Source organism: Micromonospora sp. RHAY321, assembly GCF_023896955.1.
GTDB lineage: Bacteria > Actinomycetota > Actinomycetes > Mycobacteriales > Micromonosporaceae > Micromonospora.
The window spans coordinates 597,868-620,980 of sequence record NZ_JAMHIW010000003.1; the positions used below are offsets into that span (position 1 = coordinate 597,868).

The following is a 23,113-nucleotide window of genomic DNA, read 5'->3' on the forward strand; positions in this document are numbered from 1 at the left end:
ATGGCGAATTCGCCCGGACGCCGTCCCGGCTCCTAGCATCACGGGGTGCGCATGACGTCGCTTGCCGCCCTCCTCGTCCTCGGTGTCGCCACCGCGACCCTGCCCGCCTGCGCGCCCAGCGACCCGGCCCCGGCCTCGCAGCCCGGCTCCTCGGGCGACCCGGCGGCGCTGTCGACCGCTGACCAGGGCGTCGCGCCGGCGGGCCGGGACGGTCTCGGCGGCCCCGGGGCCAGCGCGAGCCCGAAGCCGGCCACCCCCGCCGGCAAGGCGCTCGCGGCCGGCAACCCGAACGGCAACGCCACCGTGCCGGCCGAGGGACGGGCCGTCGACACGTCGAAGCCGACCCGGACCATCGGCACCGGCACCCCGGCGAGCTGCACCTCCGCGGCGGTCGTGAAGGCCGTCGCCGCCGGCGGGATCATCACCTTCAACTGCGGGCCGGCCCCGGTGACGATCAAGATGGCCGCCACCGCGAAGGTCCGCAACGCCAACGGGGCGAAGGTCGTGCTGGACGGCGGCGGCACAGTCACGCTCAGCGGCCAGGGGCAGCGCCGCATCCTCTACATGAACACCTGCGACGAGGCCCAGGGCTGGACCACCTCGCACTGCCAGAACCAGGACCATCCGCAGCTCACCGTGCAGAACCTGACCTTCGCCGAGGGCAACTCCACCGGGGACAGGGCCGAGGGCGGCGGCGGTGGGGCGATCTTCGTACGCGGCGGGCGACTCAAGGTGGTCAACTCCCGCTTCGTCCGCAACCGCTGCGACCGCACCGGCCCCGACCTGGGCGGCGCGGCCATCCGGGTGCTCAGCCAGTACGAGAACAAGCCGGTGTACGTGGTGGGCAGCACCTTCGGCGGCACCGCCGGCCAGGGCGGTTCCTGCTCCAACGGGGGCGCGCTGAGCAGCATCGGCGTCTCGTGGGTGGTGCTGAACAGTGTGCTCAGCCACAACGAGGCGATCGGCAGCGGCGCCAACCCGGCGAAGTCCGGCACGCCCGGCGGTGGCAGCGGCGGCGCGATCTATTGCGACGGCAACGAGTTCACCGTGCGGATCGCCGGCACCATCATCGAGAACAACAAGGCCAACGAGGGCGGCGGCGCGGTCTTCTTCGTCAGCAACAACCGCACCGGCACCATGACGATCGAGAAGTCCACCCTGCGCCGCAACCCGAGCGGCAAGTTCGAGACCCGGGGCTTCCCCGGCATCTTCTTCCTCGGCGCCCGCAACCCGACCGTCACCGGCTCCAAGCTTAGCTGACCCCGGCGTACCTCAGTAGGGGTTGCCCTGGCCCGCCACGCGGGCGCGGAGCAGGCCGGCCGGGCGGCCGGGCAGGTCCGACGCACCGGACATCGGCGGGCTGCCGGTGTGGCCACCGTCGGCCATCCCGGCGAAGAGTTCCTTCAGCGCGGTGAGCGCCGTGATCTTGGGCTGCCAGCCCAGCTCGGCCTCCGCGCGCTCGCTGGACATCAGCGGCGCGTTGAGGGCCAACGCCACCCACCCCGGGTCGACCGGCTGCAACCGCGTCCGCCACGTCAGCGCCGCCGCCGCCCGTAGCACCGGCGAGGCGACCGGCACCGTCCACCCGTGGAAGTGCCGGGCCACCAGCTCCGGGGTCAGCACCGGGTCCGCGGCGACGTTGAAGGCGCCGCGCACGTCACCCAGAACCGCCCGGGCGTACGCGTCGGCCACGTCGTCGGCGTGCACCGCCTGCATCCGCAGCCGGCGGTTGTTGGGCACCAGCGGGATCCGGCCGTAGCGCAGCAGCCGCACCGGTGCCAGCGGGCCGAGGAAGTAGCGGGTGATCTCCACGCCGGCATCCCGCTGGAAGGTCAACCCGGGTCGCAGCCGCACCACCCGGAGCGTCGGGTGACTCTGCTCGATCCGGTCCAGCAGCGCCTCCACCTCCGCCTTGTGCTCGCTGTACGACGAGCCGGCAACCCCGGTGGCCGGCCAGCGCTCGCTGACCGGGTGGTCCTTCGGGCCGGGCGCGTACGCGCCGACCGAGGAGGCGTACACCAGCGCCGGCACGCCGGCCCGGACCAGCGCGTCGAACACCGCCCGGCTGCCGTCGACGTTGGTCCGCCGCAGCACCCTCTGGTCGTGACTGGGCTGGATCTGCCAGGCCAGGTGCACCACCGCGTCCGCGCCCGCGAACACCTCGACGAGCTTCCCCGTCGCACCCGGCGCGCCGATGTCGCAGGAGTGCCACTTCACCCGGTCGTACGGCTCGCCCGCCTCCGGCCCGGGCAGCCGCCGAGCCACCCCGACCAGATCCACGCCCCGCTCCCGGCCCAGCCGGCGCAGCAGAGCGGTACCGACGTTGCCGCTCGCCCCCACCACCACGATCCGCATGTCCGACCCCGTACCCGTCCAGCGGCCCGCCAACCGCCCGACCTGGTCCGGCGCGGCTTGGCGCGGCGCGGCTTGATCCACTCGACATCCTGGAAGTCGGGCGGTCCCGGTGGGCTGGACAGCCCGACTTCCGGGATACCGAGTTGATCAGGGGCGGGGGGAGTCCCGGACCCAGCCGTGCTTCTCCTTGCCGCGTCGGCCGGTCGTCGCCGCCAGACAGCGCGGGCAGATCCAGCCGACCGGGTCGGCCTCGGTCAGGACGTCGGTGCCCGAGTAGTCGAAGCGCACGTGCGGGAAGCGACGCAACCGGGTCCGGCTGAGCGCCAGCCCACAGACGGTCTGGTTCTGGCCGGGCAGCCAGGCGTGCACCTCACCACCGGGCTCGCGTACGCCGTCCGGCCCGATCTCCTCGCCCGACGCCGCCACCGCCGGAGTCCCGCTGATCCTCATGCCTGTCCCGATTCCCCTCCGAACCGCACCCATGCATCCGGTTGATCCGGCTCGACCGGACCAGCCGGGCACCCGGGCGCCGTGTTGATCGACGGATGGCCTGCGCGGGCCACAGGCATCGACGGGTGGCCGGAAGCCGAGAGTCGCTGGCCGGCAGTGTCGGGTAACCTGAGCGCGCGGGCCGCTAGCTCAATGGCAGAGCTGTGGACTTTTAATCCATAGGTTCAGGGTTCGAGTCCCTGGCGGCCCACTCTTCCGCAGGTCAGCGGCCCCGACCGGGGTCGTTTTAGACGCGATCAAGGCCGGTACAGCAGCGAAGTACAGCAGTAGGCCGTTCATCGGTCGAGCGCCTTACCAAGTCGCTTGAGCGCTTCGCGGGTGGCCGCCGAGGACACCACCGTGTAGATCTCCATCGTGATGGCGAACTGCGCGTGTCGAAGGATCTGCATGGCCACCCGAGGGCGCACGTCCAGGTCGGCCAGGAGTGAGGCGCAGGTCCGCCGGGCGTCCCGAACCGTGATCCGCCGGACTCCGGCCGCGTCGCAGCGTCGGTCCCAGAACCGGTTGAAGTTACGGGGCTCGACCGTCCGGCCGTAACGTGTGGTGAAGATGAGATCCGACGGCTGCCAGACGGGGCCGGCAGCTTCGATGGTGGCGACCTGGGTGTCGCGGCGGCGGCCGAGCGCCACGGCGCAGATGTCCGGCAGCGGCAGCGTGGCATCGGAGGCGGCCGTCTTCGTCTCCCGATGCAGGAGCTGGTCGCCCACCCGCTGGAGTTGCCGGTCGATGGTGAGTTCAGCCGCATCGAGGTCGACGTCAGCCCACGACAATCCCAGCATTTCGCCCTTCCGAAGGCCGAGCACCAGGACTAGGAATAGGCAGCGTAGAGCGGGTCATCGTCGGCGCGGGCCGACTCCAGGAACCGTCGAGCCTCGTCACTCGACCAGGCTTTGCGCTTGCGGGACCGGACCGGTGGCAGCTTCACGAGCGAGGCGACGTTGCGGGAGATCAGGCCCTCGGTAATGGCCTGGGACAGGATCGTCCGCAGCACCGTCCGCAGGTGGGCGATGCTGGTCGCCGACGGGAGATTCTGGCAGCACTGGCCGAGCGCACAGCAGCGCCGCTGTGCCGGCTTGCGGCGAGTGTCCTTGCCTTGGGCGCAGCACTGGCAGGTCCGGCCTACGGCGTTGATCCAGGTCTGGACGTCGCTGACCCGCAGCTTGTCGAGCCGCTTCTTACCCAGACCCGGAGCCAGGTACAGCCGTACCGCCACCTCGTAGGTGACGTAGCTGCCCGGAGCCAGGTTCGGTCGGCGAGCTGGCGGCGGTCGCGGGGCTGCGGTTAGGGCGCCTCCGGCGGGGACGCTCCGGCGGGGACGCTCCGGCTCCAGGATGGCCGAAGATCGTCGGCAGCCGCCGGGTCCGTGGGTGGTTGTGGTAGGCCATCCCGCCCGCCATCGACCCGGGCAAGCCGAGCAGACCGCCGCCCAACCCGCCAGCGCCCGTACGAGCCGTCAAGGTCCGCTTGACATGGCGGGCCGGCGGCGGTCCGCTCCCCAGAAGGGCGGGTCGACGGCAGACGGGATGGCGTACGGCTCTGGAGAGAAATGCATCTTCCTGGTGAAGCTTACAGCGACTGGAGTATCACATCCAGGTAGCCCCGATCGTCGCTGCGCTGTTGCTTCATTACTGATCGAGCGACAGCTGCGTATGGCGATCTTGCAGCGCCATACGCTGCGAGACGGTCGACCGCATCGCGATATGCCGACCGAGCCCCCGCAATTTCATCCGGAGGCAGTCCCGCCTGTCCCTTTCGCAGGTAGCGCCTGTACGCTACGTCGACCCGCCTAACTGCTTCAGTGACCTGGTTAGCAATGAGGGATCGTTGAATCATAAGCCGGCTATGCGTCAGATGATATATCTCTATCGAGTAAGTTGCGCGCTGGAAACTATCCGGGTTGTCATCCTCAACGTCACTCGGCGTCGGACTTCCATCGCTAAGGAAGGCGATCAGGGGAGGATCCAGAACGCGCGTCGGATCGAGCAGTACGGGATCCTCGTCCTCCCAATAGTCGTCCCTAAAGGCGCGCCGACTTCCTGCCATCAGCGGGAAGTGGGCCGCTTTGCCGCCGTCCGTTCCACCTCGCCGATCCACCCTTCTCTCATTGCAGTAGCGACAGGCTAAGCGGAAATTCCTGGGGTCTAGTGCGAGCCACCAGTAACCGGGATGCTGTGCGTCCTCCAGAACCTTGCCCTTTGGCCTGTAGTGGTCAACCATAAAATCATCTCGCGCAATGGGAGTCTCGCAATACCAGCACTTGTCGTGTGAGAGTTCCGCAAGTTTTTCCGCCAGCGCCCGCCAGATCTTTGCCAACGGACCGTCTAACAGATCTTTGCGGGCCGCCGCATCTCGGCAGGCGGCGAGCAGCTGCTCGCCACTAATGCGCTTCTCAGCCCAGCCATCTGGAAATCCCAGGTTATCAAGGCAGATCCAGATCACCGGCTTCCTCCTCCGCTCTGATCTCGCGCACGACCTGCTCAGTCAGCCGCTTTTGGTCCAAGACTTCCTCTCGAGACAGAACCGGCGAAGCCGCCAACTCCGCATCCTCCTGCGACATCACCTCGCGCAAGAACCTGGCATACAGCGGATCTGGATGAAGGGCCGAGAAGTCCACCTGTCGAAGCGACTCCTCAAGCTCCGCCAGCTCCAGAAGTTCAGCCTCGCTAAGCCTTCCACGGTTCAGCCGTAGGCGATCTCGTCGCTCTAGGAGCTTCGTCATTTCGGGCGCAAGGACCGACCTAAAGCCGAACAACTCGCTGAGGAGGACGCCACCGACGCCCAGCCGTACGGGGTCCTCGTCTGGTTGGAACGCCGCGATCCGGCCATCCTCGCCAACTGCTAACTGACGTACCTGCTCTTTGCGCAACAAGGAGATGGCCACAGGATCGTGAGAGGCCATAAGGAGCTGGCTCTCGCCTCGGTCACCCACAGCTTCCTCGATGAGGTCTAGAAACCGCAGGCTCCAAGCGGGGTTCAGATGTGTATCGGGCTCATCGAGAAGGAAGAGAGACTCCTCCTCCTTCGTAAAGCGAAGCAAGCCAAGAACCATGAGAAGTTGCTGCTCGCCTTCGCTAAGTTCAGCAAACGTCACAGTCCCGTCGACGTTTCTCTTTCGGAGTTGCACCCGCACGTCAGATATCAAGTCCGATACAAAGGCGCTCTCCAGTGTCGTGAACAGCTCCCGGGCTCGTGGAGCGGAGCCGCCGGATGACAACCGCTCTGCAAAACCAGCCAAGGCTTCCTGCGTAGAAAGAAACAGATAGAGGTGCTCTAAGGTCTTGGTCTGCCGAATGCCGAACGGCGTTCTCTGCTCAAGCAGGAGTGGAGCAAGGGCCGAGTCATACAGCTTGCTCAGAAAATTCCGCACAACGCCCGCGGCGCCCCAAAACTCGCTCTTTCGGGCTGGCCCCTGCTTCCGCGACGCCCAGTACGGCTGTTTCATGACGAACAGCACGCTCTCTACCGCCTCGATGCCAAGCTCACGCTGCAGGAACGGAAAGTCATCGATTGAGCGCTCCGCAAGGAACGAGAGGAGCACAAATTGGCTGTGAATCAGGCGGCCGTAAATCAACCTTTGACGTGCAGACGCATCCTGCCTGATCATCGCGTCTCTGAACTCAGCGAGAGGAGCATCGAAGATCGACTCTAGGCGGTTACTCGGTCCGGAGTAGTAGGCAAAGACTGTGTCGGGCAGGAGGGATCTGCTCGGATGGGCAGTCAGGGTGCGTAGCGTTGCCTTCTGCCCGTCAATCCATACAGTCGTATGGCTACGTACGGCTGCCGGATCGTGAGTGATTCTTACGGTCCGGCCGCGAATAGAGTATTCGATAGCATAAGGAAAGTCTGTGCGTGATCGGCCCGGGCCTGCGTCCAAGTCCCTGAAGATCCGAACGATAGCCTCAATCAGGTTGGACTTTCCGACACCGTTCTTGCCGACGAGGACCGCTGTTGAGGAACGACTATCGAATTTAATTGCAAAGCCGCGCAAGTTCTTGTAGTTCGGAAGTGACAGCTCGAGTATCTTCATCGAACGGCTCGAATCAAGTCGGCTTCACGGGCGTACACGGCTTTGCCGTCGGACACGAGCGATTGAAGGACGCGGTAAAACTCATCGACCTCGTCACTCTTGTATCCCGCGGCTCTAAACGCTTGCTCAGGGGTCAAGCCGACACCGGACTCGGTCAAGATGGTTAACAAGAGCGGACCGGCGGTGGGACTGGGAGTTGAGGCAGATCCCTCTGCTGACGAGCCCTTCGCGCGTCGCGGCGCACCTTCCATCGGTATCTCCAGTTGTCCGAGGAGCGATGAGCGCTCTTCCCCTTCGGGGACCGCCTGTGTGAACTTGCCACGCAACGCGCTACGCACGAAAGCGGCACCCAACTCCTCGGCGGTCCGTGTAGCCATCACAAGGAGGTCCTGGATGGCTTCTAGCTTCGAGATTCCCAACTCAAGGAGCCGAGCTACTTCGCGTTGCTCCTCGATTGGCGGAAGTAAAACATGAAACTCATCGAAATCTCTAAAATAGATTGTCTTGTGCGTACTTCCCTTACCGAAGGACCGGAGCGAATCCCTTTCTGCGAGGAGAAGTAACTGCAGCCAACGAGCGTCCACATGAACGGAGCAAATCCAATTTACAAAGTCCTGGCTAGTTGCCATCGGACGTCCTAGTCGCACGGCATAACCAATAGACGCCGTGCGGCTAAGGCATACAGTGTTAGCTGGCAGAAGCTCCGCCGAGGAGTTTTCCAGCCCGGCGTCAGTGATTTGCCGCGCGGTGTCCTCCACCACTCCGCCGTTGTTGCGATTTGCGTCCGGAATTCCAAGCCAGGGGATGTCGCCGTCCCAGTACTCGGGCACACGGCGGCTAGGTGTATGGCCTGTCCGCATGTCTGCAACGTCTTGCAGTCGGGTCCAGGCCCAAGCCGGCGGGACGTCGGCCAAAGGCTTGGGGCCGAGAGCAATCCCAAATCTGCCAAGGCGGGTCGTAGATGAGCCGATCGAAGCAGATCCCTCATCTTGAGGTGTAGCAGAGGTTTTCGTTGCCAAAGTGGCCCGGTTTGCTTGGCTGGTGCGCCATGGTTCCGTTAGACGACCGTCAAAGGCTCGACGGAATAAGGCTCCTTGTAGCCTCTGCGCCGTTACTTCCGACTCACGGATAAATTCATTGGCCTCGCCAAGCCTGGAATGAGCGGCCGCGACGAGATTTGCGATTCTCTGCTGCTCGGTAACAGGCGGAACGGGGAGCCGCAACTCTAGGAGGTCTTTTCGGGTAAGACCCGGAATGTGGCCGCGAGCGCGGCTAATGAGCAGCTGCGCCTGGTCGCCAAGAGCCAGGGCGTAGTAGGCGGGAAGCAGAGGCTTGTAGGGTGTAAAGGCCATAAGGTCGCGACCGATCGCGGCATGAACCCCAGGGAAGACCTTTCCGGCCCCTGCTCCCTTGACCACAATGAAGACACTGCCAGGGGGCGCGATGCGAATGGGGTCGGTAGTCCATCTGTCGATGCGGACCTCTCGGCCGTCCCATTGCTCGGGCCCAGCGACGTATGGCGTGCCGATCGAAGATCTGTTGACCGCTTCGGATCTGGGCGACTGCCCACTCGTTAGCCAGCCTAAGTCGGCTAGTGAGGCCTCTTCCCAGTGAGCAGGGAGGTCATGTTGCATCCGGACCACCGTCAGTGAAGAGGGTCGCGAACTCGTCCGTCAGCTCCGTTACTTTCACAAGCGTTGCGCGCAAGTTCTGCAGAATCACCGCCGGATCTACGTCCTTTGACTCGGTCATTGCGCTCTGTTCGTCCTGAACTCCCAAATCAAGTCGGTGAGCGTGAGCGATGACCTCTGCCTCACTGAAGTGGCGGTAACGGTCGCTGCGCGATGTATCTTGCTGGTTATCGCCGAACTCTGCCGATCGATAGAGTTCCTGGAACTCGCCAAGAAGCTCGTTTAGTTTCCCGTCGCTTGCCCTTGCGTTGACTCCGGAGCGCGCGTCGTACACCCAAACGCCCGTGTCTGGCTTCTGGCCGTCCGGGATTCTCCTAAAGAAGAGAACGTTGGTCTTAACACCTTGGGCGTAGAAGATCCCACTCGGCAGGCGAAGGACCACCAGACGGTCGCACAGGCTCATCATCTCTCGGCGAATGTCTCTTCCGACGCCCTCGTCGAAGAGCACGCCGTCTGGAACAATGACCGCAGCACGGCCGCCGTGCTTGAGAGCTCTGTATATATGCTGCAGGAACGCCAGCTGCTTATTTGACGTTGCGTGGCTCAAATCTGGCCTTGCGATGATGCCTGCACCGCGCTTTGACCCAAAGGGTGGATTGCTAAGGACAACGTCAGCGGGCGGAAGTTCTGCACCGGTGCTTGTGAGAGCATCAGCTAGCCGCAAGTCTGCACGGACCTCGTGCAAGAAAAGGTTCATCAGACAAAGCCGATGTGCGCTCTGCACGAGTTCAATTCCGACGTATTTCGGACTGCCTGTTGGACTGGATTCAGCGAGCGTAGCCTCGCCGGCCATCGCCGATGCGTGACGCGCCGCGGCAACTAGGAATCCGCCTGTCCCTGCTGCTGGGTCCTGGACGACCTCTGCGGGCTGGGGATCGACAACGCGCACAATAAGGTCGACCAGGAATCGAGGAGTAAAGTACTGGCCAGCGCCAGAGCGCTGTTCCGTCGCGTTCCTTTCGAGCAGTCCCTCGTAGACGTCGCCGAGGGCTTGCTGGCCAAGGGATTGCCAATCGATGGATGAGATCAGCTCCACCAGCTTCGCCAGGACGGACGGATGCCTTATAGAGGTTGAGGCAGTTGAGAAAATGCTGCTTGTTAAGGGGTCGTCCGCTAGGGCGAGCTGCGTCAGCTGACGTTGGTAGAAGTCGAGCTTATTAGAGTCAGGCTCTTTAACGAGGTCGGACCAACGAAAACCACTCGGGATTCGGTTGGTGGTGGAACCACCGCTTCGTTCAGAAATACAAAGAAAGAGAAGCCAGCTCAGCTCCGAAATGTAGTCCTGATACGTGATACCGTCGTCCCGTAGAACGTCACAAAATGACCATACCTTCTGTACCAATTGGCGAATTTGCGCGTTCACAGCCTGTCCTTACCTCGTCCGACGCTGCGACCCTACCCGGTTCGCCCCCAGGGCTGCGTGACCGCTGTAGCATAAGGTGCCCCAAACGTTGTTCGCGGCGGGTCGGGCCTCGCCTACGTTTGCCGGTGACTCTCAGTGACTGAATGTGTTCCCTCCACGGAACTCGCTTGCGCCACAGCGAACGGTCGCAGGTCTGGCTGGTCTCCATGCGACGTGTCTTAGCAGCGCATACAAGAGGATTTCGGAACACGTAAGTGCCACAACCGCAGGGTCGCTCACAGCCCAGCCAGCCAGACTTGCTGCGGCAGGTACAGCGAGCCGGCACGGTCGATCTTGCAGGGTAGGTACCAGGCGCCGAAGGCGGCATGCTCGTAGAGTCTGCGGGGTGAGTGGCTCATACCTGGTCGTCCTCGGTGAACGCGACGCTATCTGGTGGGTGCTGCACGAACAGCGGATGGCGTTCCCGGCTACTCCAAGATCCGAGGTGGCGCAGCTCGCCGCCGGCGATCGGCTGTTTCTCTACGCCACCCGCAATGCCTGGCACAACCCGGTGCGCGACCGGGGGCGTGTGATCGGTACCGCCACGGCCGCCACGGCGGTGCGTCGCTTGGACCAACCGATAGAGATCGCCGCCCGCGCCTTCCACTCCGCCTGTGAGCTGCACATTGAGGGGCTAGTGCCGTATCCCGGCGGGCTGGAGTTGCAGCCGTTGGTGAGGCGGCTGGACGCCTTCCCCAAGCCTCACGCGTGGAATATCTATCTCCGACGACCTCTCGTTCGTCTGTCCGACGCCGATTGCACCATCCTCGACCGAGGTCTTGGCCAGATGCTCGCGCCACCCCACCGGGCTCTGCCGACATACCAATCAGCGCACCCAGCCGCGGAGAGGCCGGCGAGCAGCCAAAACGATTGACGGCGACGGGCGATCGCGGCTTGGCTGGGCGACGGCGCGACGTGCTGCTCGTCCGGCGGGGTCGGCTGTCGAACAGGGTGAAGGTCGATCCTCGTCCGGACCGGGCCGTTCGGGCGACCGGACGCAGCTAACGGGCACGCTTACCCAAGACCCATCAGACAAGCAGGCTGTAGGTGCCGTCCGGGTTCTGGTAGAAGTACGCGGTGTAGCCGCCCGGGTTCCCCTGCCGATGCTTCGGCAGGAAGACGCCATAGGTGTGGTCCGCCCAGCCGGGACACGCGCGACGGACGTCGTGGGGGCGGAAGCGGTTACCCAGTCGGCCCGCGGCTCTAGCGTGACGGATGTGATCAACGAAGCGGCTCACGAATCCAAGTGTGGACGCTCGGTTGGTGGGCGCGATAGTCCCAGCAGACATCGGAGCCTCACGAAGTAAGCAGCGAGTCAGCAAACATTCCGCTGCGCGACGACAAACAGGCTGAACAAACGACGTAGCTGTCGTGCTTGAGTGGACGGGATGACGTCTGTCGGCACTGGCTGAGATCCACGACCAGGCTCGCTCCCCCCGACGGGGGTCGCTGACGGCTGCGGCAGGGGTCAGCGACCAACGCGGATGCGGACGGCGGCATACACCTCGCGTGAGCCGTCGGCCCGGAAGATCACGATGACCGGGATGCCCTCACCGATCTCCAGCTCACGCCGCTCGGCGGGGGTGGGCATACGCGCGGTGGCGGTGTCGCCCTTGAGGAGGGACACCGTTTCGGTCGGCTCGTCGGCGCGGACGAACGTGCCGCGCGGTGGTTCCACGATCACGAGCCCTTCCGACCGGAGTAGCGCTACTGCTTGTCGGACGCTCGTGCGGCTCAGCCCGTACTCCTGAGCCAACCGCAGCTCGCTGGGAAGCGAGGCCCCGGGCGCGAGGTCGCCAGACGCGATCCGGTCTCGCAGGAGGTCTGCGAGCTGCCGGAACACGGCGCGATCCGCGCTGGGGTCGATCACGAATGTGACGCTACGTGCCCAACAGTTCTACATCTTATTGTATCTACAGTCCTACGTCGTTACGGTGATGTGAGCTGGGACGACAGCCGGCGACCGGCTCCACCTGCCCGTGAGATCGAAGAACGCCCGAGGGGAGACCTAGTGCCTCGCGTGTCGTACGAGGAGTACTTAGTGGCCGTCGCGCTAACTCTGGCAAGGCGGCACCGGCCGGTCTGGTCATGGCAGCGATGGCGGAAGGTCTGCCGATGCGGGGGCGAGTTGCGCTGCCATACGAGGCATCGAATCCCGATCAACCGGGGTCACTGGCCCTCAGAGGGCGGCCGGCTATCCGCTCCGTCATTGGAACCGCCGGCCGAGCGGGGGGAGCCGAAGTGACGAGCCACCTCCCGATCACGCCGGCCTGGACCTGCGGCGGCTGTGGTGCCGACTGGCCCTGTCACACCCGCCGGCGAGAGCTGCGAGCGGAGTACGACCGCGCTTCCGTGTCACTCGCCCTCTACCTGGCCGCCCAACTCGTAGACGCCGCCCAGGACCTGTCCCAAGTCCCCGCCGGCCACCTGCACCACCGCTTTCTCGGCTGGACCCGATGAGCATCCTGCGACCCGGCGACGAGAAGTTTCACTACAGCGACGGCTCCCACAAGTGGATCCCGCCGAACCCGGACTACGACCAGGAAGTCTGGGACGAGCAGGTCCGCCAGCACAAGCACGGCCACCTCAGGAACGAGCGCCCGAAGGTCCGCATCCAGCGCCTCGTCTGATGCCAGCAGTACAGCAGCGAAGTACAGCAACCGTGCCAGCCGAACCGGACCGAGACGCGCGCCAACAGTCCGGATGACCTCGAACAACGCACGATCCAACCGACTCGCCGGCAATCCATAGGTTCAGGGTTCGAGTCCCTGGCGGCCCACTCTTACGCAGGTCAGCGGCCCGGACCGGGGTCGCTGTTGCCGCGATCGAGGCCGGTACAGCAGCGAAGTAGGGGCAGTAGGCCGGTAACCGGTCGAGCGCCTGCCTGCGCATCACGCTGGCTATCGGCACATCGAGTCGATCAGTTCGTCAAAGCCGGGGAAACTCTTCCCGCGCTGCGGCGATTACCTCAGCCGCCGACTTGCGATGTGCCGGTGCCCAGCGTTCGGCGATCTCCGTGAGACGGGCATCCGGGCGGGGCTCATGTTCGTGGTTGGGGTATTCCGTCGCCTCCCAGGGACCGAATCCGTCGGCGAGAAGCCATAGATAAGTCCACAAGTTCTGCGCTACGACTCCCGTTTGGCCCTCTGAACCGAGAAACACCACCGGCTGCTGCTCGATCGGCTCACGATGACGCATCAGCCAGAAGGCGGCGAGGCCACCGGTGCCGTCCTGCCCGAAGACCCGGAACTCGGATCCGTCAAGCTCCACGTTTCCCGTCCATGCCCGCCACCACTCAGCACGCGAGACAGCTGAACGCAGCGGCGCTGCGGGGGCTTCCCAGAGATCATCGGGCAAGGCCCTGCCCCATGCGCGCCCGGTACAGCGGTCAACGTCGGCCAACAGGGACCCGTTGTGACGCTTGACCGACGTGTCCTTGCGTCCATGACCAGCCAGTACCACGCCCAGCAGCCCTGACCTCACCCCGATTCGCCGCCGAGGAAGGCTCGGGGACCGCCCCTGGCCCGCCAGGAGGCGTGGGGGAGCCGAAGGGCCGCGCGACTCCATTCGGCTTGCAGGGTCAGCGGGCCGGCGATGCGCCTGCCGGACGAGTACGAACCGCTGACGGAAGAGAGAAGGGACACCCTCCAAGGTCCGTTGACATGTGTTTCCGTCCAGTGACAGCGTTGTCATCGACTCATTTCCTCCATATGAGACGAGGAGCGCACCTTGCTCTATCGGAGTTCACGCCGCCGCGGCGCAACAGCAGCCGCCACCACCGGCATTCTCATCACGGGGCTGATACTCGCTCCGTCCGCGCCGGCCCAGGCCAGCCACAACCAGGCGAAAGACGAAGCCGTTCGGTCGGGCAACGCACGCTTCGAAGTGCTGTCCCCGACCCTGATCCGCACCGAGTACCAGAAGGACGGCAGGTTCACCGACGCCGCCACGTTCAACGCCATCGGGCGCGATGATTTCCCCCGTACGCGTTTCACCAAGCGCATCGATCACGGCTGGCTCACCATCGACACCGGCGCGATGACGTTGCGTTACCAGGTCGGCTCGGGCGCGTTCACCGCCGACAACCTCACCGTGCAGCTCAAGACCGGCAAGCAGACCGTGCAGGGCCAACCGTGGGCCGGCCACACCGCCCCGGCCTGCGCGTTCGGCGCGCTCTGCGAGGCCGAATCGCTGCAGCTGAACGGCCCCGGCGTGGCCACCGACCACCGGGGATTCACCGGACACGGCTTCGCGGCGGGTTTCGCCTCGTCCGGCGACTCGGTCACGTTCGCGCTCGATGCTCCAAAGGGCGGCACGAAGCAGCTCACCGTCCGCTACGCCAACAGCACCGGCGGCGACGGCCAGAACGTGGCCCGCACCCTCACGGTTCACGTCGACGGCGATGCCGGCCGCACGCTGACGCTGCCGCCCACCGCGAACTGGGACACCTGGGGCCTGGCCAGCGTGCCGGTCGACCTCACCGCGGGCCAGCACGAGATCAGCATCGTGCGAGGTCCCAACGACTCCGGCAACGTGAACGTCGACAGCCTCGCGGTGGTCAACCCGGGCGACCCGTTCCCGGCACCGACCCCGCCCCAGCCGCAGCCCCTGCGGTTCGGCACGCTGGGAGAGGCCGAGACCGGCGCGCTGACCGGCGGCGCGAGGCCCTCGAACGACCACAACGGCGCTTCCGGTACGGGCTTCCTGGCCGGCCTGGAAAGCACCACGTCCGCTGACGCGCTCACCGTGACGGATGTTCCGTCCGCCGGTGACTATCAGGTGCAGATCCGGTACGCCAACGGCCAGGCCGGCTCCCAGCCGAGCCAGGCGCGCACCATGTCGGTCACGGCGGGAACGGGGGCGCCGGTCACGGCGACCCTCCCGCCGACCAGCGGATGGGACTACTGGAACACCCTTTCCGTCCCGGTCCACCTCGAGCGCGGCACCAACACCGTGACGCTGGGGTGCCCCACGGATGCCAGCTGCAACGTCAACGTGGACACGGTCGCCGTCACGAGCTCGGACTCTCCGCTGCTCGCTCCGCACGCGCCGCTCGGCGGCTACCGCCGGGGTCTGGACGGCGTGACCGGTTCCGCGCTCACCGCTCCGGGCCTTCTCTACCAGGACGGCTGGTACCTGCTCGACGACTCGGCCTCGGCCCTGAGCAACACCAAGCCCCGGCCCGCCGCCGAGCAGGACGGCTACGTCTTCGCGTACGGGCAGGACTTCACCCGTGGTTTGAAGGACCTGTCGACCCTGACCGGGCCCACGAAGCTGCTGCCGAAGTGGGCGTACGGGGTGTGGTACTCCGAGTACTACGACCGCACCGCCACCGAGTTCCAGGACCTGGTGACCCGGGCCAAGGCCGAGGGTGTGCCGATGGATGTGCTCGTCCTCGACACCGACGTCAAGGCGCCGGACAAGTGGAACGGCTGGAGCATCGACCCCACCCGGATCCCCGACCCGAAGGCGTTCTTCGACTGGGCCAAGAACCAGGGCCTGCACACCGGCATCAACATCCACCCCAGCATCCTTGGCTCGGACCCGAAGTTCGCGCAGGCGCAGGCCACCGCGAAGGGCAAGCTCCAGCGCGTCGGCTGCAACGGCGGTGCCGACTGCTACGCGTTCGACTTCGGCGACCCGGACCAGCTCAAGGCGTACATGCAGCTCCACGACGGGATGCTGCCGAAGGGCACCAAGGGCCCGGACCTCTGGTGGCTGGACTGGTGCTGCGACAACACGAAGTCCTCGCTCGCCGGAGTGACCGCGGACGCATGGATCAACCAGCAGTACGCCGACAAGACCGGTTTCGCCTTCTCCCGGGCGTACGGCTCGTTGCAGGCCGGCGGCTACAGCAGCCCGACCCCGGTGTCGACCGGACCGTGGGCCGACAAGCGCACCACGCTGCACTTCACCGGCGACACCACCTCCGACTGGCAGACCCTCCAGATGGAGGTCGGCTACACGCCGGGCGAGTCGGCCGCGACCGGGCTGGCCGCTGTCAGCCACGACATCGGCGGGCACACGGGCGGCCTCCAGGAGCCGGGCAGCGAACCGGGCAGCACCAAACTGCCCGACGACCTGTACGCCCGGTGGGTCCAGTTCGGTACGTTCCAGCCGATCGACCGGCTGCACTCCAACCACAGCGACCGGCTTCCCTGGCAGTACGGACCGGCCGCGAACGCGTCGGCCAAGAAGTTCCTGAACCTGCGGGAGGAACTGCTGCCGTACACCTACGCCGCAGCCAAGGAGGCCACCCGCACGGGTACGCCCATCGTCCGCTCGATGTACCTGGCGTACGCGAATGAGCAGGCCGCGTACGCCACCGCCGGTTCCGAGTACCTCTACGGCCCGGACTACCTGGTGGCACCGGTGACGACGCCCGGCAACACCGCCACGACGTCGGTGTGGTTCCCGCCGGGCAACAGCTGGACCGACATCTTCACCGGGAAGACCTATCGGGGCGGCACCACGCAGAACATCACCACCACGCTGGACACCATGCCGGTGTTCAAGAAGCACTGAGACGGTCAGTCCCAGACCGGCACCCACCACCACCCGCCTTCCGGGGCGGCTTCCAGGGCGGGTCCGGACGTCGGCCGGGTGGGGAAACCCACCCGGCCGGCGTGCTCGCCCCGCCGGCCCGGGCCGAGCACGTCGAGTTCGGCTCGATCCTCGGACCGGACGGGCGGATGCTGAGCAGCCGGGCCGGCGGGCGGTGAAGCTGGTCGGGCGGTCGGCATCGGCGCGATCAAGTACGCCGACCTGTCCAGCGACCGCACAGGGACTACGTGCTCGACTGGGAGCGGATGCTCTCGCTGGACGGCAACACCGCGCCCTATCTCCAGTACGCGTACTCCCGGATCCGGTCGATCTTCCGGCGGGCCGGCGTGGCGGCCCGGCCGGAGGCGGGCATTTCGCTGGCCGAGCCCGCCGCTGCCTGCGTCATGAGGCGCCACCTCAGTTCAGGGTGCGTCAACGCCGCTACGTGGTACGAATGCCTCAGTGCGGTAGAAGCCACGGACAGGCGAGTCGATGACGACGAGTAGGGCGAGCAGGCTGCTGCGGAAGCCGGGGGATCCGCAACGGGCGACGTTCCTGGAGCTGTTCTTCGACCTGGCGTTCGTCTACGTGCTCTCCCAGCTTTCGCAGGTGCTCAGCCAGGATCTGACGTGGCGCGGCGCCTTCCACACGTTGGTGTTGCTGCTGGCGGTGTGGTGGGTGTGGTGCAGCACGGCGACGGTGCCGGACAGGTTCGACCCGCAGCGGCCGGCGATTCAGCTGCTGGTCATCGCAACCCTGGTCGGCAGCCTGGTGATGGCGGTCGCGCTGCCTGAGGTGTTCGGCGCGCAGGGCCTGGTCTTCGCGGGCGCGTACGTCGTCCTCCAGGTCGGTCGCAGTCTGGTCCTTCTGGTCGCCCTGCGGGGCCACGAGTTGCAGCGCGGCGCGCTACGGACGCTTGTCTGGTTCGCCGTGTCTGCCGTGCCGTGGGTCGCGGGTGCGCTGGTGCACGGCACCGCCCGCGAGGCACTGTGGACGCTCGCGGTGGCCATCGACTATCTGGGCGGCAAGCTCCGCTATCCCACACCGGGCCTGGGGCGCTCGCCCAGCTCCGAACTGCCGAGCGCCGCCGAGCACCTGGCCGAGCGGCACCGGCAGTTCTTCATCATCGCGCTCGGCGAGTTGATCCTGGTCTCCGCCTCGACTCTTGGCGGCGAGGGCTTCGCGCCCTACCGGACCACGGCGTTCGTGGTGTCGATCGCCACCACGGTGCTGCTCTGGCGCATCTACCTCTACCGTGCCGGGGAGTTGTCCGCGGCAGCCATCGCGGGATCCGCGGACCCCGCGCGCCTCGGCCTGTCGGCGTTCTACGCCCACCTGGTCATGGTGGCCGGTGTCGTCGTCACCGCCGTCGGCGCCAAACTCGTCATCGCCCACCCGTCCGGGCATCCTGAGACGGCCTGGATCGCTGTCATCCTCGGCGGACCCGCGCTGTTCCTGGTCGGGCGCTCCCGTTTCGAGTACGCGGTCTTCGCCCGGGTGTCCCACGATCGACCGATCGGGCTGATCGCACTGGCCGCCCTGGCACCGGTCATGCTCCTCGTGCCGCCGCTCGTGGCCGCCCTCGCCGCCACCGCGGTCCTGGCCGGGGTCGCGATCGCCGACACCACCCACGCGAGGGGGCACGAACCCGAGCTGCCGTCGCCACCCGGCTAGCCGGGACCAGACCCGACGACGACAGGAGCATCATGGACCAGTTGAGCCGCCGCGCCCGCGACCTCGGGATCGTCGTCGGGCCACTGCCGACCGGTCGGCACAACGCGATCACCGACGTCACCGGGATCCTGGTCGGGCACACCACCATCGACGACGGTGCCGACCTGCACACCGGTGTCACCGCCGTGGTGCCGAGCCAACTCGGCCCGGGACGATGGACCCTGCCGGCCGCCGTGTACTCCGGCAACGGCCACGGCAAGCTCGTCGGCTCGACACAGGTGGACGAACTCGGCGTACTGGAGTCGCCGATCGTCCTGACCGCAACGCTGTCCGTCTTCCGGGCGGCGGACGCGCTGCTGAGTCACCTGATGGACCGTCGCCCCGAGGGTCTGTCGTTCAACCCCCTGGTCGGCGAGACCAACGACGGCCACCTCTCCGACATCCGCCGCCGTCCGATCACCGAGGGGCACGTGCTCGCCGCCATCTCGGGGGCGTCCGGCGGGCCGCCGGCGGAGGGCTGCGTCGGGGCCGGCACCGGCACTACGACGCTGGGCTTCAAGGGCGGCATCGGCACCTCGTCGAGGACGGTACGGGTGGCCGACCGTCCAGCGACCGTCGGTGCCCTCGTCCAGTCCAACTTCGGCGGATCGCTGACCGTACTCGGCGTCCCGATGCCGGTCGACGAACTGGTCCCGGACGCCGACCGGATCGAACCGCCTGGCAACTCCTGCATGATCGTGGTGGCCACCGACGTACCCCTGGATGCCCGGCAGCTCGGGCGGCTCGCCCGGCGGGCGGTCTTCGCGATGGGCCGGGTCGGGGCGGCCTACAGCAACGGCAGCGGCGACTACGCGATCGCGTTCAGCACTGCGGAGCCGGACCAGCGTCCCATCCCGGACGGGGAGATCAACCCGGTCTTCGCCGCCGTCCTGGACTCGGTCGAGGAAGCGCTGCTCAACTCCCTCTTCACCGCGACCACCACCACCGGGATGGCCGGTCGTACCAGTCACGCCGTTCCACACGAGGCCGTGGTCCGACGGTTGTCGGCGGCGGGCCGGCTGACGGACCCGGCCTGACCGGGCCGGTGAGGGTGGCGGCCAGGGCGCTGTACTTTCAGACCACGGCTTCAGTGGTGTGAGGGACGACCGAGGTCAGGCGGGTGGCGTGCTCTGACGACGCCTCCGCTCGATGTCCCTCTGGACCTCGGGATCCCACAGGGCGGCGTTCCAGTCCTCAGGCTGCGGCTCGGCCGGAAGCGGAGTCCCCGCCGTCAGCGACACGCTCTGCCGCTGCTGCGGAACGTCGTCCGCCAGGCCGGCCGGGCCGGCCGCGGTCACTGGCGTCGCCGGCTCGGCGAGCCGGCGACTGACCCGGTTGTGGGTGATCAGCGACCCGATGATGACGAGGATCGCAGCCGCCGCCCGGACGACGTGAAACGCCGTCGGCGTCTTCATCGGCAGGAGGTACGACAGGACGAGGATGATCGAGCCCCCGGAGATCGCCCAGTTCCGGACCGCCGCGACCGTGCCTCCGTGGGCTTCGACGACGTCCTTCGTGGCGTTGGACCAGGTCAGGAAGGCGAAGAAGAGTGCCAACGGCACGGCAATCGACAGTACGGTGACGGCCTTCCCGCCTGGCGACGTCAGCACGTCGGCGCTGATCCCCGCTCGGACCATCGACAGCCCTGCGAGCATCACGGCGAGCGCCACCAGAGCCCACAGGGCGACTTGCCACCGCGCGGGCGGCCGCGTCACGGGAACGGGTCCGCCAACACAGCTGTGACCCTGTCCCAGGTGGTCGAGCTGGACACCGCACTTCGGACAGTTCATGGTCAGCCATCCCCCGCACTGACTGTTGAGGCCGCAGCAGGCTAGCAGCCGGGCGACCCTCGGGCGGGGCGCTCAGGCTCCGGCTCCTGCCATGCTGGCTCGCATGCTGCTGCCACCCGCTCTCGCACGAGAGTTGTCGATCCTGCGCAGGGCGTACCCCGATGAAGTGCCGGACGAGGACTACCGTGCCCTTCTCGTCGTCCTGTGGCCCGACTTCTCCGACCGCAACCTCGCCGCCGTCGTCGCCGAACTGGTCGGTGGTGAGCCTGCCCTCGTCGCTCACGACGCCACCGCGGCCGTGGCCGGCCAGGTACGGCCGCTGGCGCGCGACATCGAGAGGGTGCGGGAGCGGCTGGCTTCGGCCGGCTATGTGGCCGATGACGAGGTGACGGGCGAACCGGAGGAGTGACCCGAGGTGACGTCGGTCGTCAGCGGGCTCGGGCGGGACGGAAGGTGAAAATGCCGGCCCGGTCCAGGACGGCGACCACGAGCAGCACCCCGGTGGCGACCGCACTGACCGCCAGCAGCGGTAGTCGCATGGCGACCGCCGCGCCGACCAGCGCGAGCAGGCCGGCCACTCTCGGCCAGGAGATCCGCCGGTGGATCGCGATCGAGAACAGGATCCGCCCGAGGAGGAAGAGGGTCGGTCCGCCCAGAATGACCAGGACGACGGTCGTGCCGCCGATCTCGGTGGGGTGGGCGATGGCGACTTCGGCCCCGACGGCGGTGGCCACGATCCCGGCGATCATCACCAGGTGCAGGTAGCTGGTGACGACGCCGAGCCGGGACGGGTCGGCGTGCTCGATGGCCGGGCCCAGGCGCTGGCCGGCGGGCGTCACGTAGAGCAGGCCGATCAGCACGGCGTTGGCGAAGACCAGCAGGAAGGCGGCGGTCTCCGGGAGGTTCAGGCGGGTGCCGGCGTACGTGAGGCCGGCGACGAGGATGAGTTCGCCGAGCGCGATGATCATGATTTGCTGGTACCGCTCGGCGAAGTGCTCGCCCGCGAGGTGCAGCTCCTCCTGCCGGGCCCGCCCCAGCGACGGCGTGGGCCAGCCGAGTCGTGGGCCGATGAGGTCGATCGCGAGGGCGAGCACCCACAGCGGCACCCGCCACTCCGGCAGGAACGCGCCGAGCAGCCACGGTACGGCGGAGACGCTGTACCAGGTGAGGATCCGCAGCGCCCGGCTCTGCCGCGGGTGACCGCGCAGCATGAGGGCGGTGACGGTGCCACGGGCGAGGTGGACAGCGACGTACGCGCCGGCGAAGAGCAGGCCCCGCCCGTCCAGTGCCTTCGGGATCGCCACGCCGGCCAGCAGGCTGCCCAGCGTGGCGCCGACCAGCAGCCCTCGGATCGGCAATGCCTCCGGGTCGTACCAGTCGGCTAGCCAGGTGGTGGTCACCCAGATCCACCAGACACCGGCCAGCAGCAGCGCGGTGCGCAGCGCACCCACCAGGCTGAGGTCGGCGAGGAAGTGCTGCGCCAGTTGGCTGAGGGCGAGGACGAACGCCAGGTCGAAGAAGAGTTCGAGGAAGGAGGCGCTGAGCGGCACGTCCCTTCCGCGCAGCAGCCGTTCGGGCCTGCTCACCATCGGCGCTCCTCCCGGTGGCACGCCCTGTGTCCGTCGTACCACCTGGGACGGACCGCCGGAGGCGAAAGCGGGTCAGCGCCGGATGCCGACCCCCGCGTAGCCGTGCGAGTCGACGAGCTCCGGTTCGCCGTCCGGCCGCCAGCGGGTGGTCTCCACCAGGCCGGGCTCCACCAGGTCGTACCCCTCGAAGAAGCGCAGCGTCTCGGCGTGCGTGCGCGGCACCAGCGGGGCGCTGCTGTTGCGGTAGACGGCCTGCCCCCGCTCGGCCAGCTCCGGCGGGATGCCGTCCAGCGTCAGGTGGGACAGCACCAGGTGGCTGCCGGGTGCGGAGGCGTCGCGCAGCCGGGCGATCGCCGCCCACGGGTCGGCCTGGTCCGACACGAAGTGCAGCACCGCGAGGAGCAGCACCGCCACCGGGCGGTCCAGGTCGAGCATGCCCCGCACGTCCGGGTGGGCCAGCAGCTCGTCCGGCCGCCGCAGGTCACCCTGGACGACCGCGGTCCCGGGTACCCCGGTCAGCAACTGCCGGGCGTACGCCACCGCCACCTCGTCGTAGTCGACGTAGACCACCCGCGCGTCGGGTGCCACCGCCCGCACCACCTCGTGCACGGTGCCCTGCGTGGGCAGCCCGGCGCCGATGTCGAGGAACTGGCGGACGCCCTGCTCGGCGGCGTACCGGACGGCACGGTGCAGGAAGTGCCGGTTGGTCTGGGCGGCGACCCCGGTCTCCGGGAAGATCTCCAGCACCCGGTCGGCGGCGGCCCGGTCGGCGGCGAAGTTGTGGCTCCCGCCGAGGAAGTAGTCGTACATCCGGGCGACGTTGGGTCGGGCGGTGACGTCGATCGTGTCGGGTGCCGGCTGGTCGGTCACGAGGGGGTTCCCTTCGACGGCGAGGTCGGATCCCGATGTCTAGCACCCGGGGCGACGACCCGCTGACCCCTCCTGTCGTTGATCCGGCTGCACCCCTGGTCAACGCCGACGACGGTGGGGGCACCGACTCATCGAGGAGCGACGCCGATGACCAGTCAGCGGGAAACCGTGCGGGTCGACCACGACCTGTTCCGCGCCGTGTACGACTCACCCGCGTCGCTGCCCGGTCGGCACCGGTGGACGACGCCGGAGTCGGACGTCCGGCGGCTGGAGAAGCTGCTCGGCATGCCGGCGCGCAGCATCGGCGCCCCGCTCTGGGTCAGCGGCGACGAGCCGGACTGCCCGAAGTGCAGCCGGCGGGTCACCTGGTACGACATCGTCTCGTCGGCGCTGTCCGGCCTGCACGACAAGGCCATGATCGCGACGGTCATCCTCGGCGAGCACAAGTACGTCAACACCGAGGTGCCCGACGCCATCCCCGGTGTCCGCTGCGCCGACTGCCACACCGCGATCGACGGCCTGCGCAGCTTCAAGTGCCACAACTGGGCGTACGCCTTCGAAGCGTTGGAGGCCGTTCGCGAGCGGATGGCCGGCGGTCCCACGCCGACCTGAGCGGCGGCGGG

General features: G+C 67.2%; 21 protein-coding genes, 1 tRNA gene and 2 pseudogenes. 11 read left to right on the forward strand and 13 right to left on the reverse strand.

The genetic code is table 11. The features are described from left to right. Positions 1-51 precede the first annotated feature (51 nt). Complete coding sequence (locus M8C17_RS10905) at positions 52-1,260, forward strand: hypothetical protein (protein WP_252416353.1); 1,209 nt, start codon at positions 52-54, stop codon at positions 1,258-1,260. 12 nt (positions 1,261-1,272) lie between these two features. Here M8C17_RS10905 and M8C17_RS10910 read toward each other — a convergent pair whose 3' ends face one another. Both M8C17_RS10910 and M8C17_RS10915 read right to left on the reverse strand, forming a co-directional pair. Continuing rightward, on the reverse strand, positions 1,273-2,355 hold the full coding sequence (locus M8C17_RS10910; RefSeq protein WP_252416282.1) for an NAD-dependent epimerase/dehydratase family protein: 1,083 nt from the start codon (positions 2,353-2,355) through the stop codon (positions 1,273-1,275). 147 nt (positions 2,356-2,502) lie between these two features. Continuing rightward, on the reverse strand, positions 2,503-2,805 hold the full coding sequence (locus tag M8C17_RS10915) for a hypothetical protein (RefSeq protein ID WP_252416283.1): 303 nt from the start codon (positions 2,803-2,805) through the stop codon (positions 2,503-2,505). A gap of 178 nt (positions 2,806-2,983) precedes the next feature. On the opposite strand from M8C17_RS10915, the gene M8C17_RS10920 reads away from it, so the two are divergent. Continuing rightward, a tRNA-Lys gene (locus tag M8C17_RS10920) sits at positions 2,984-3,055 on the forward strand. A gap of 85 nt (positions 3,056-3,140) precedes the next feature. Here the strand turns inward: M8C17_RS10920 and M8C17_RS10925 are convergent. The 5 genes and pseudogenes from M8C17_RS10925 to M8C17_RS10945 form a co-directional block, all read right to left on the reverse strand. Continuing rightward, a pseudogene (locus M8C17_RS10925) lies at positions 3,141-4,114 on the reverse strand (tyrosine-type recombinase/integrase); the annotation flags it as partial. A 317-nt stretch (positions 4,115-4,431) separates the two neighbouring features. Further along, positions 4,432-5,304 carry a hypothetical protein gene (locus M8C17_RS10930; protein ID WP_252416284.1) on the reverse strand — a complete coding sequence of 291 codons (873 nt, stop codon included), beginning with the start codon at positions 5,302-5,304 and terminating at the stop codon, positions 4,432-4,434. Beyond that, the gene (locus M8C17_RS10935; protein WP_252416285.1) at positions 5,285-6,892 is read right to left on the reverse strand and encodes an AAA family ATPase; all 1,608 of its coding nucleotides are present in this window, start codon (positions 6,890-6,892) and stop codon (positions 5,285-5,287) included. Before M8C17_RS10935 ends, M8C17_RS10930 begins: the two co-directional genes overlap by 20 nt. Then, entirely contained in the window at positions 6,889-8,526 is a 1,638-nt protein-coding gene (locus tag M8C17_RS31850) for a restriction endonuclease subunit S (RefSeq protein WP_308209406.1), read from the reverse strand. Before M8C17_RS31850 ends, M8C17_RS10935 begins: the two co-directional genes overlap by 4 nt. Next, a complete protein-coding gene (locus M8C17_RS10945; RefSeq protein ID WP_252416286.1) occupies positions 8,516-9,946 on the reverse strand; it encodes an N-6 DNA methylase in 1,431 nt (476 codons plus the stop codon). The genes M8C17_RS31850 and M8C17_RS10945 overlap by 11 nt, the downstream gene beginning before the upstream one ends. A 385-nt stretch (positions 9,947-10,331) precedes the next feature. Here M8C17_RS10945 and M8C17_RS10950 point away from each other — a divergent pair, with 385 nt between their 5' ends. After that, entirely contained in the window at positions 10,332-10,859 is a 528-nt protein-coding gene (locus tag M8C17_RS10950; RefSeq protein ID WP_252416287.1) for a hypothetical protein, read from the forward strand. Positions 10,860-11,013: 154 nt separating this feature from the next. Here M8C17_RS10950 and M8C17_RS10955 read toward each other — a convergent pair whose 3' ends face one another. Both M8C17_RS10955 and M8C17_RS10960 read right to left on the reverse strand, forming a co-directional pair. Continuing rightward, entirely contained in the window at positions 11,014-11,223 is a 210-nt protein-coding gene (locus M8C17_RS10955) for a hypothetical protein (RefSeq protein ID WP_252416288.1), read from the reverse strand. 230 nt (positions 11,224-11,453) lie between these two features. Then, positions 11,454-11,855, reverse strand: coding sequence for a GntR family transcriptional regulator (locus M8C17_RS10960; RefSeq protein WP_252416289.1), 402 nt, complete (start codon positions 11,853-11,855; stop codon positions 11,454-11,456). A gap of 371 nt (positions 11,856-12,226) precedes the next feature. On the opposite strand from M8C17_RS10960, the gene M8C17_RS10965 reads away from it, so the two are divergent. Together M8C17_RS10965 and M8C17_RS10970 are read left to right on the forward strand one after the other, a co-directional pair. Continuing rightward, positions 12,227-12,445 carry a flavin reductase gene (locus M8C17_RS10965; RefSeq protein WP_252416290.1) on the forward strand — a complete coding sequence of 73 codons (219 nt, stop codon included), beginning with the start codon at positions 12,227-12,229 and terminating at the stop codon, positions 12,443-12,445. After that, complete coding sequence (locus tag M8C17_RS10970) at positions 12,442-12,615, forward strand: hypothetical protein (RefSeq protein ID WP_252416291.1); 174 nt, start codon at positions 12,442-12,444, stop codon at positions 12,613-12,615. The genes M8C17_RS10965 and M8C17_RS10970 overlap by 4 nt, the downstream gene beginning before the upstream one ends. Positions 12,616-12,913: 298 nt before the next feature. Here the strand turns inward: M8C17_RS10970 and M8C17_RS10975 are convergent, their stop codons facing one another. Further along, positions 12,914-13,255: a hypothetical protein gene (locus M8C17_RS10975; protein ID WP_252416292.1), complete on the reverse strand. Its 342-nt coding sequence runs from the start codon at positions 13,253-13,255 to the stop codon at positions 12,914-12,916. A 615-nt stretch (positions 13,256-13,870) separates the two neighbouring features. Between M8C17_RS10975 and M8C17_RS10980 the strand changes: the two genes are divergently transcribed. From M8C17_RS10980 to M8C17_RS10995, 4 genes and pseudogenes are all read left to right on the forward strand, one after another. Continuing rightward, positions 13,871-16,510 carry a TIM-barrel domain-containing protein gene (locus M8C17_RS10980; RefSeq protein WP_252416293.1) on the forward strand — a complete coding sequence of 880 codons (2,640 nt, stop codon included), beginning with the start codon at positions 13,871-13,873 and terminating at the stop codon, positions 16,508-16,510. 95 nt (positions 16,511-16,605) lie between these two features. Then, positions 16,606-16,876: pseudogene (gene argS / locus M8C17_RS10985) on the forward strand (arginine--tRNA ligase); the annotation flags it as partial. 144 nt (positions 16,877-17,020) lie between these two features. Further along, positions 17,021-18,202: a low temperature requirement protein A gene (locus M8C17_RS10990; RefSeq protein WP_252416294.1), complete on the forward strand. Its 1,182-nt coding sequence runs from the start codon at positions 17,021-17,023 to the stop codon at positions 18,200-18,202. A gap of 32 nt (positions 18,203-18,234) precedes the next feature. Continuing rightward, complete coding sequence (locus M8C17_RS10995; protein ID WP_252416295.1) at positions 18,235-19,278, forward strand: P1 family peptidase; 1,044 nt, start codon at positions 18,235-18,237, stop codon at positions 19,276-19,278. 75 nt (positions 19,279-19,353) lie between these two features. On the opposite strand, the gene M8C17_RS11000 is transcribed toward M8C17_RS10995, so the two are convergent. Next, on the reverse strand, positions 19,354-19,803 hold the full coding sequence (locus tag M8C17_RS11000) for a hypothetical protein (RefSeq protein WP_252416296.1): 450 nt from the start codon (positions 19,801-19,803) through the stop codon (positions 19,354-19,356). Positions 19,804-20,134: 331 nt separating this feature from the next. Between M8C17_RS11000 and M8C17_RS11005 the strand changes: the two genes are divergently transcribed. Next, positions 20,135-20,440, forward strand: coding sequence for a DUF3349 domain-containing protein (locus M8C17_RS11005; RefSeq protein ID WP_252416297.1), 306 nt, complete (start codon positions 20,135-20,137; stop codon positions 20,438-20,440). Positions 20,441-20,459: 19 nt separating this feature from the next. Here M8C17_RS11005 and M8C17_RS11010 read toward each other — a convergent pair whose 3' ends face one another. Next, a complete protein-coding gene (locus tag M8C17_RS11010) occupies positions 20,460-21,620 on the reverse strand; it encodes a low temperature requirement protein A (RefSeq protein ID WP_252416298.1) in 1,161 nt (386 codons plus the stop codon). A gap of 72 nt (positions 21,621-21,692) precedes the next feature. Then, positions 21,693-22,490, reverse strand: coding sequence for an SAM-dependent methyltransferase (locus M8C17_RS11015; RefSeq protein WP_252416299.1), 798 nt, complete (start codon positions 22,488-22,490; stop codon positions 21,693-21,695). Positions 22,491-22,637: 147 nt separating this feature from the next. On the opposite strand from M8C17_RS11015, the gene M8C17_RS11020 reads away from it, so the two are divergent. Next, the gene (locus M8C17_RS11020; RefSeq protein WP_252416300.1) at positions 22,638-23,102 is read left to right on the forward strand and encodes a hypothetical protein; all 465 of its coding nucleotides are present in this window, start codon (positions 22,638-22,640) and stop codon (positions 23,100-23,102) included. Positions 23,103-23,113 lie beyond the last annotated feature (11 nt).

Coding starts and splice junctions, on each gene's coding strand:
- M8C17_RS10970 (WP_252416291.1), top strand. CDS start 12,442: ATGAGCATCCTGCGACCCGGCGACGAGAAGTTTCACTACAGCGACGGC.
- M8C17_RS11005 (WP_252416297.1), top strand. CDS start 20,135: ATGCTGCTGCCACCCGCTCTCGCACGAGAGTTGTCGATCCTGCGCAGG.
- M8C17_RS31850 (WP_308209406.1), bottom strand. CDS start 8,526: ATGCAACATGACCTCCCTGCTCACTGGGAAGAGGCCTCACTAGCCGAC.
- M8C17_RS10910 (WP_252416282.1), bottom strand. CDS start 2,355: ATGCGGATCGTGGTGGTGGGGGCGAGCGGCAACGTCGGTACCGCTCTG.
- M8C17_RS11010 (WP_252416298.1), bottom strand. CDS start 21,620: ATGGTGAGCAGGCCCGAACGGCTGCTGCGCGGAAGGGACGTGCCGCTC.
- M8C17_RS10905 (WP_252416353.1), top strand. CDS start 52: ATGACGTCGCTTGCCGCCCTCCTCGTCCTCGGTGTCGCCACCGCGACC.
- M8C17_RS10990 (WP_252416294.1), top strand. CDS start 17,021: ATGACGACGAGTAGGGCGAGCAGGCTGCTGCGGAAGCCGGGGGATCCG.
- M8C17_RS11020 (WP_252416300.1), top strand. CDS start 22,638: ATGACCAGTCAGCGGGAAACCGTGCGGGTCGACCACGACCTGTTCCGC.
- M8C17_RS10915 (WP_252416283.1), bottom strand. CDS start 2,805: ATGAGGATCAGCGGGACTCCGGCGGTGGCGGCGTCGGGCGAGGAGATC.
- M8C17_RS10995 (WP_252416295.1), top strand. CDS start 18,235: ATGGACCAGTTGAGCCGCCGCGCCCGCGACCTCGGGATCGTCGTCGGG.
- M8C17_RS10935 (WP_252416285.1), bottom strand. CDS start 6,892: ATGAAGATACTCGAGCTGTCACTTCCGAACTACAAGAACTTGCGCGGC.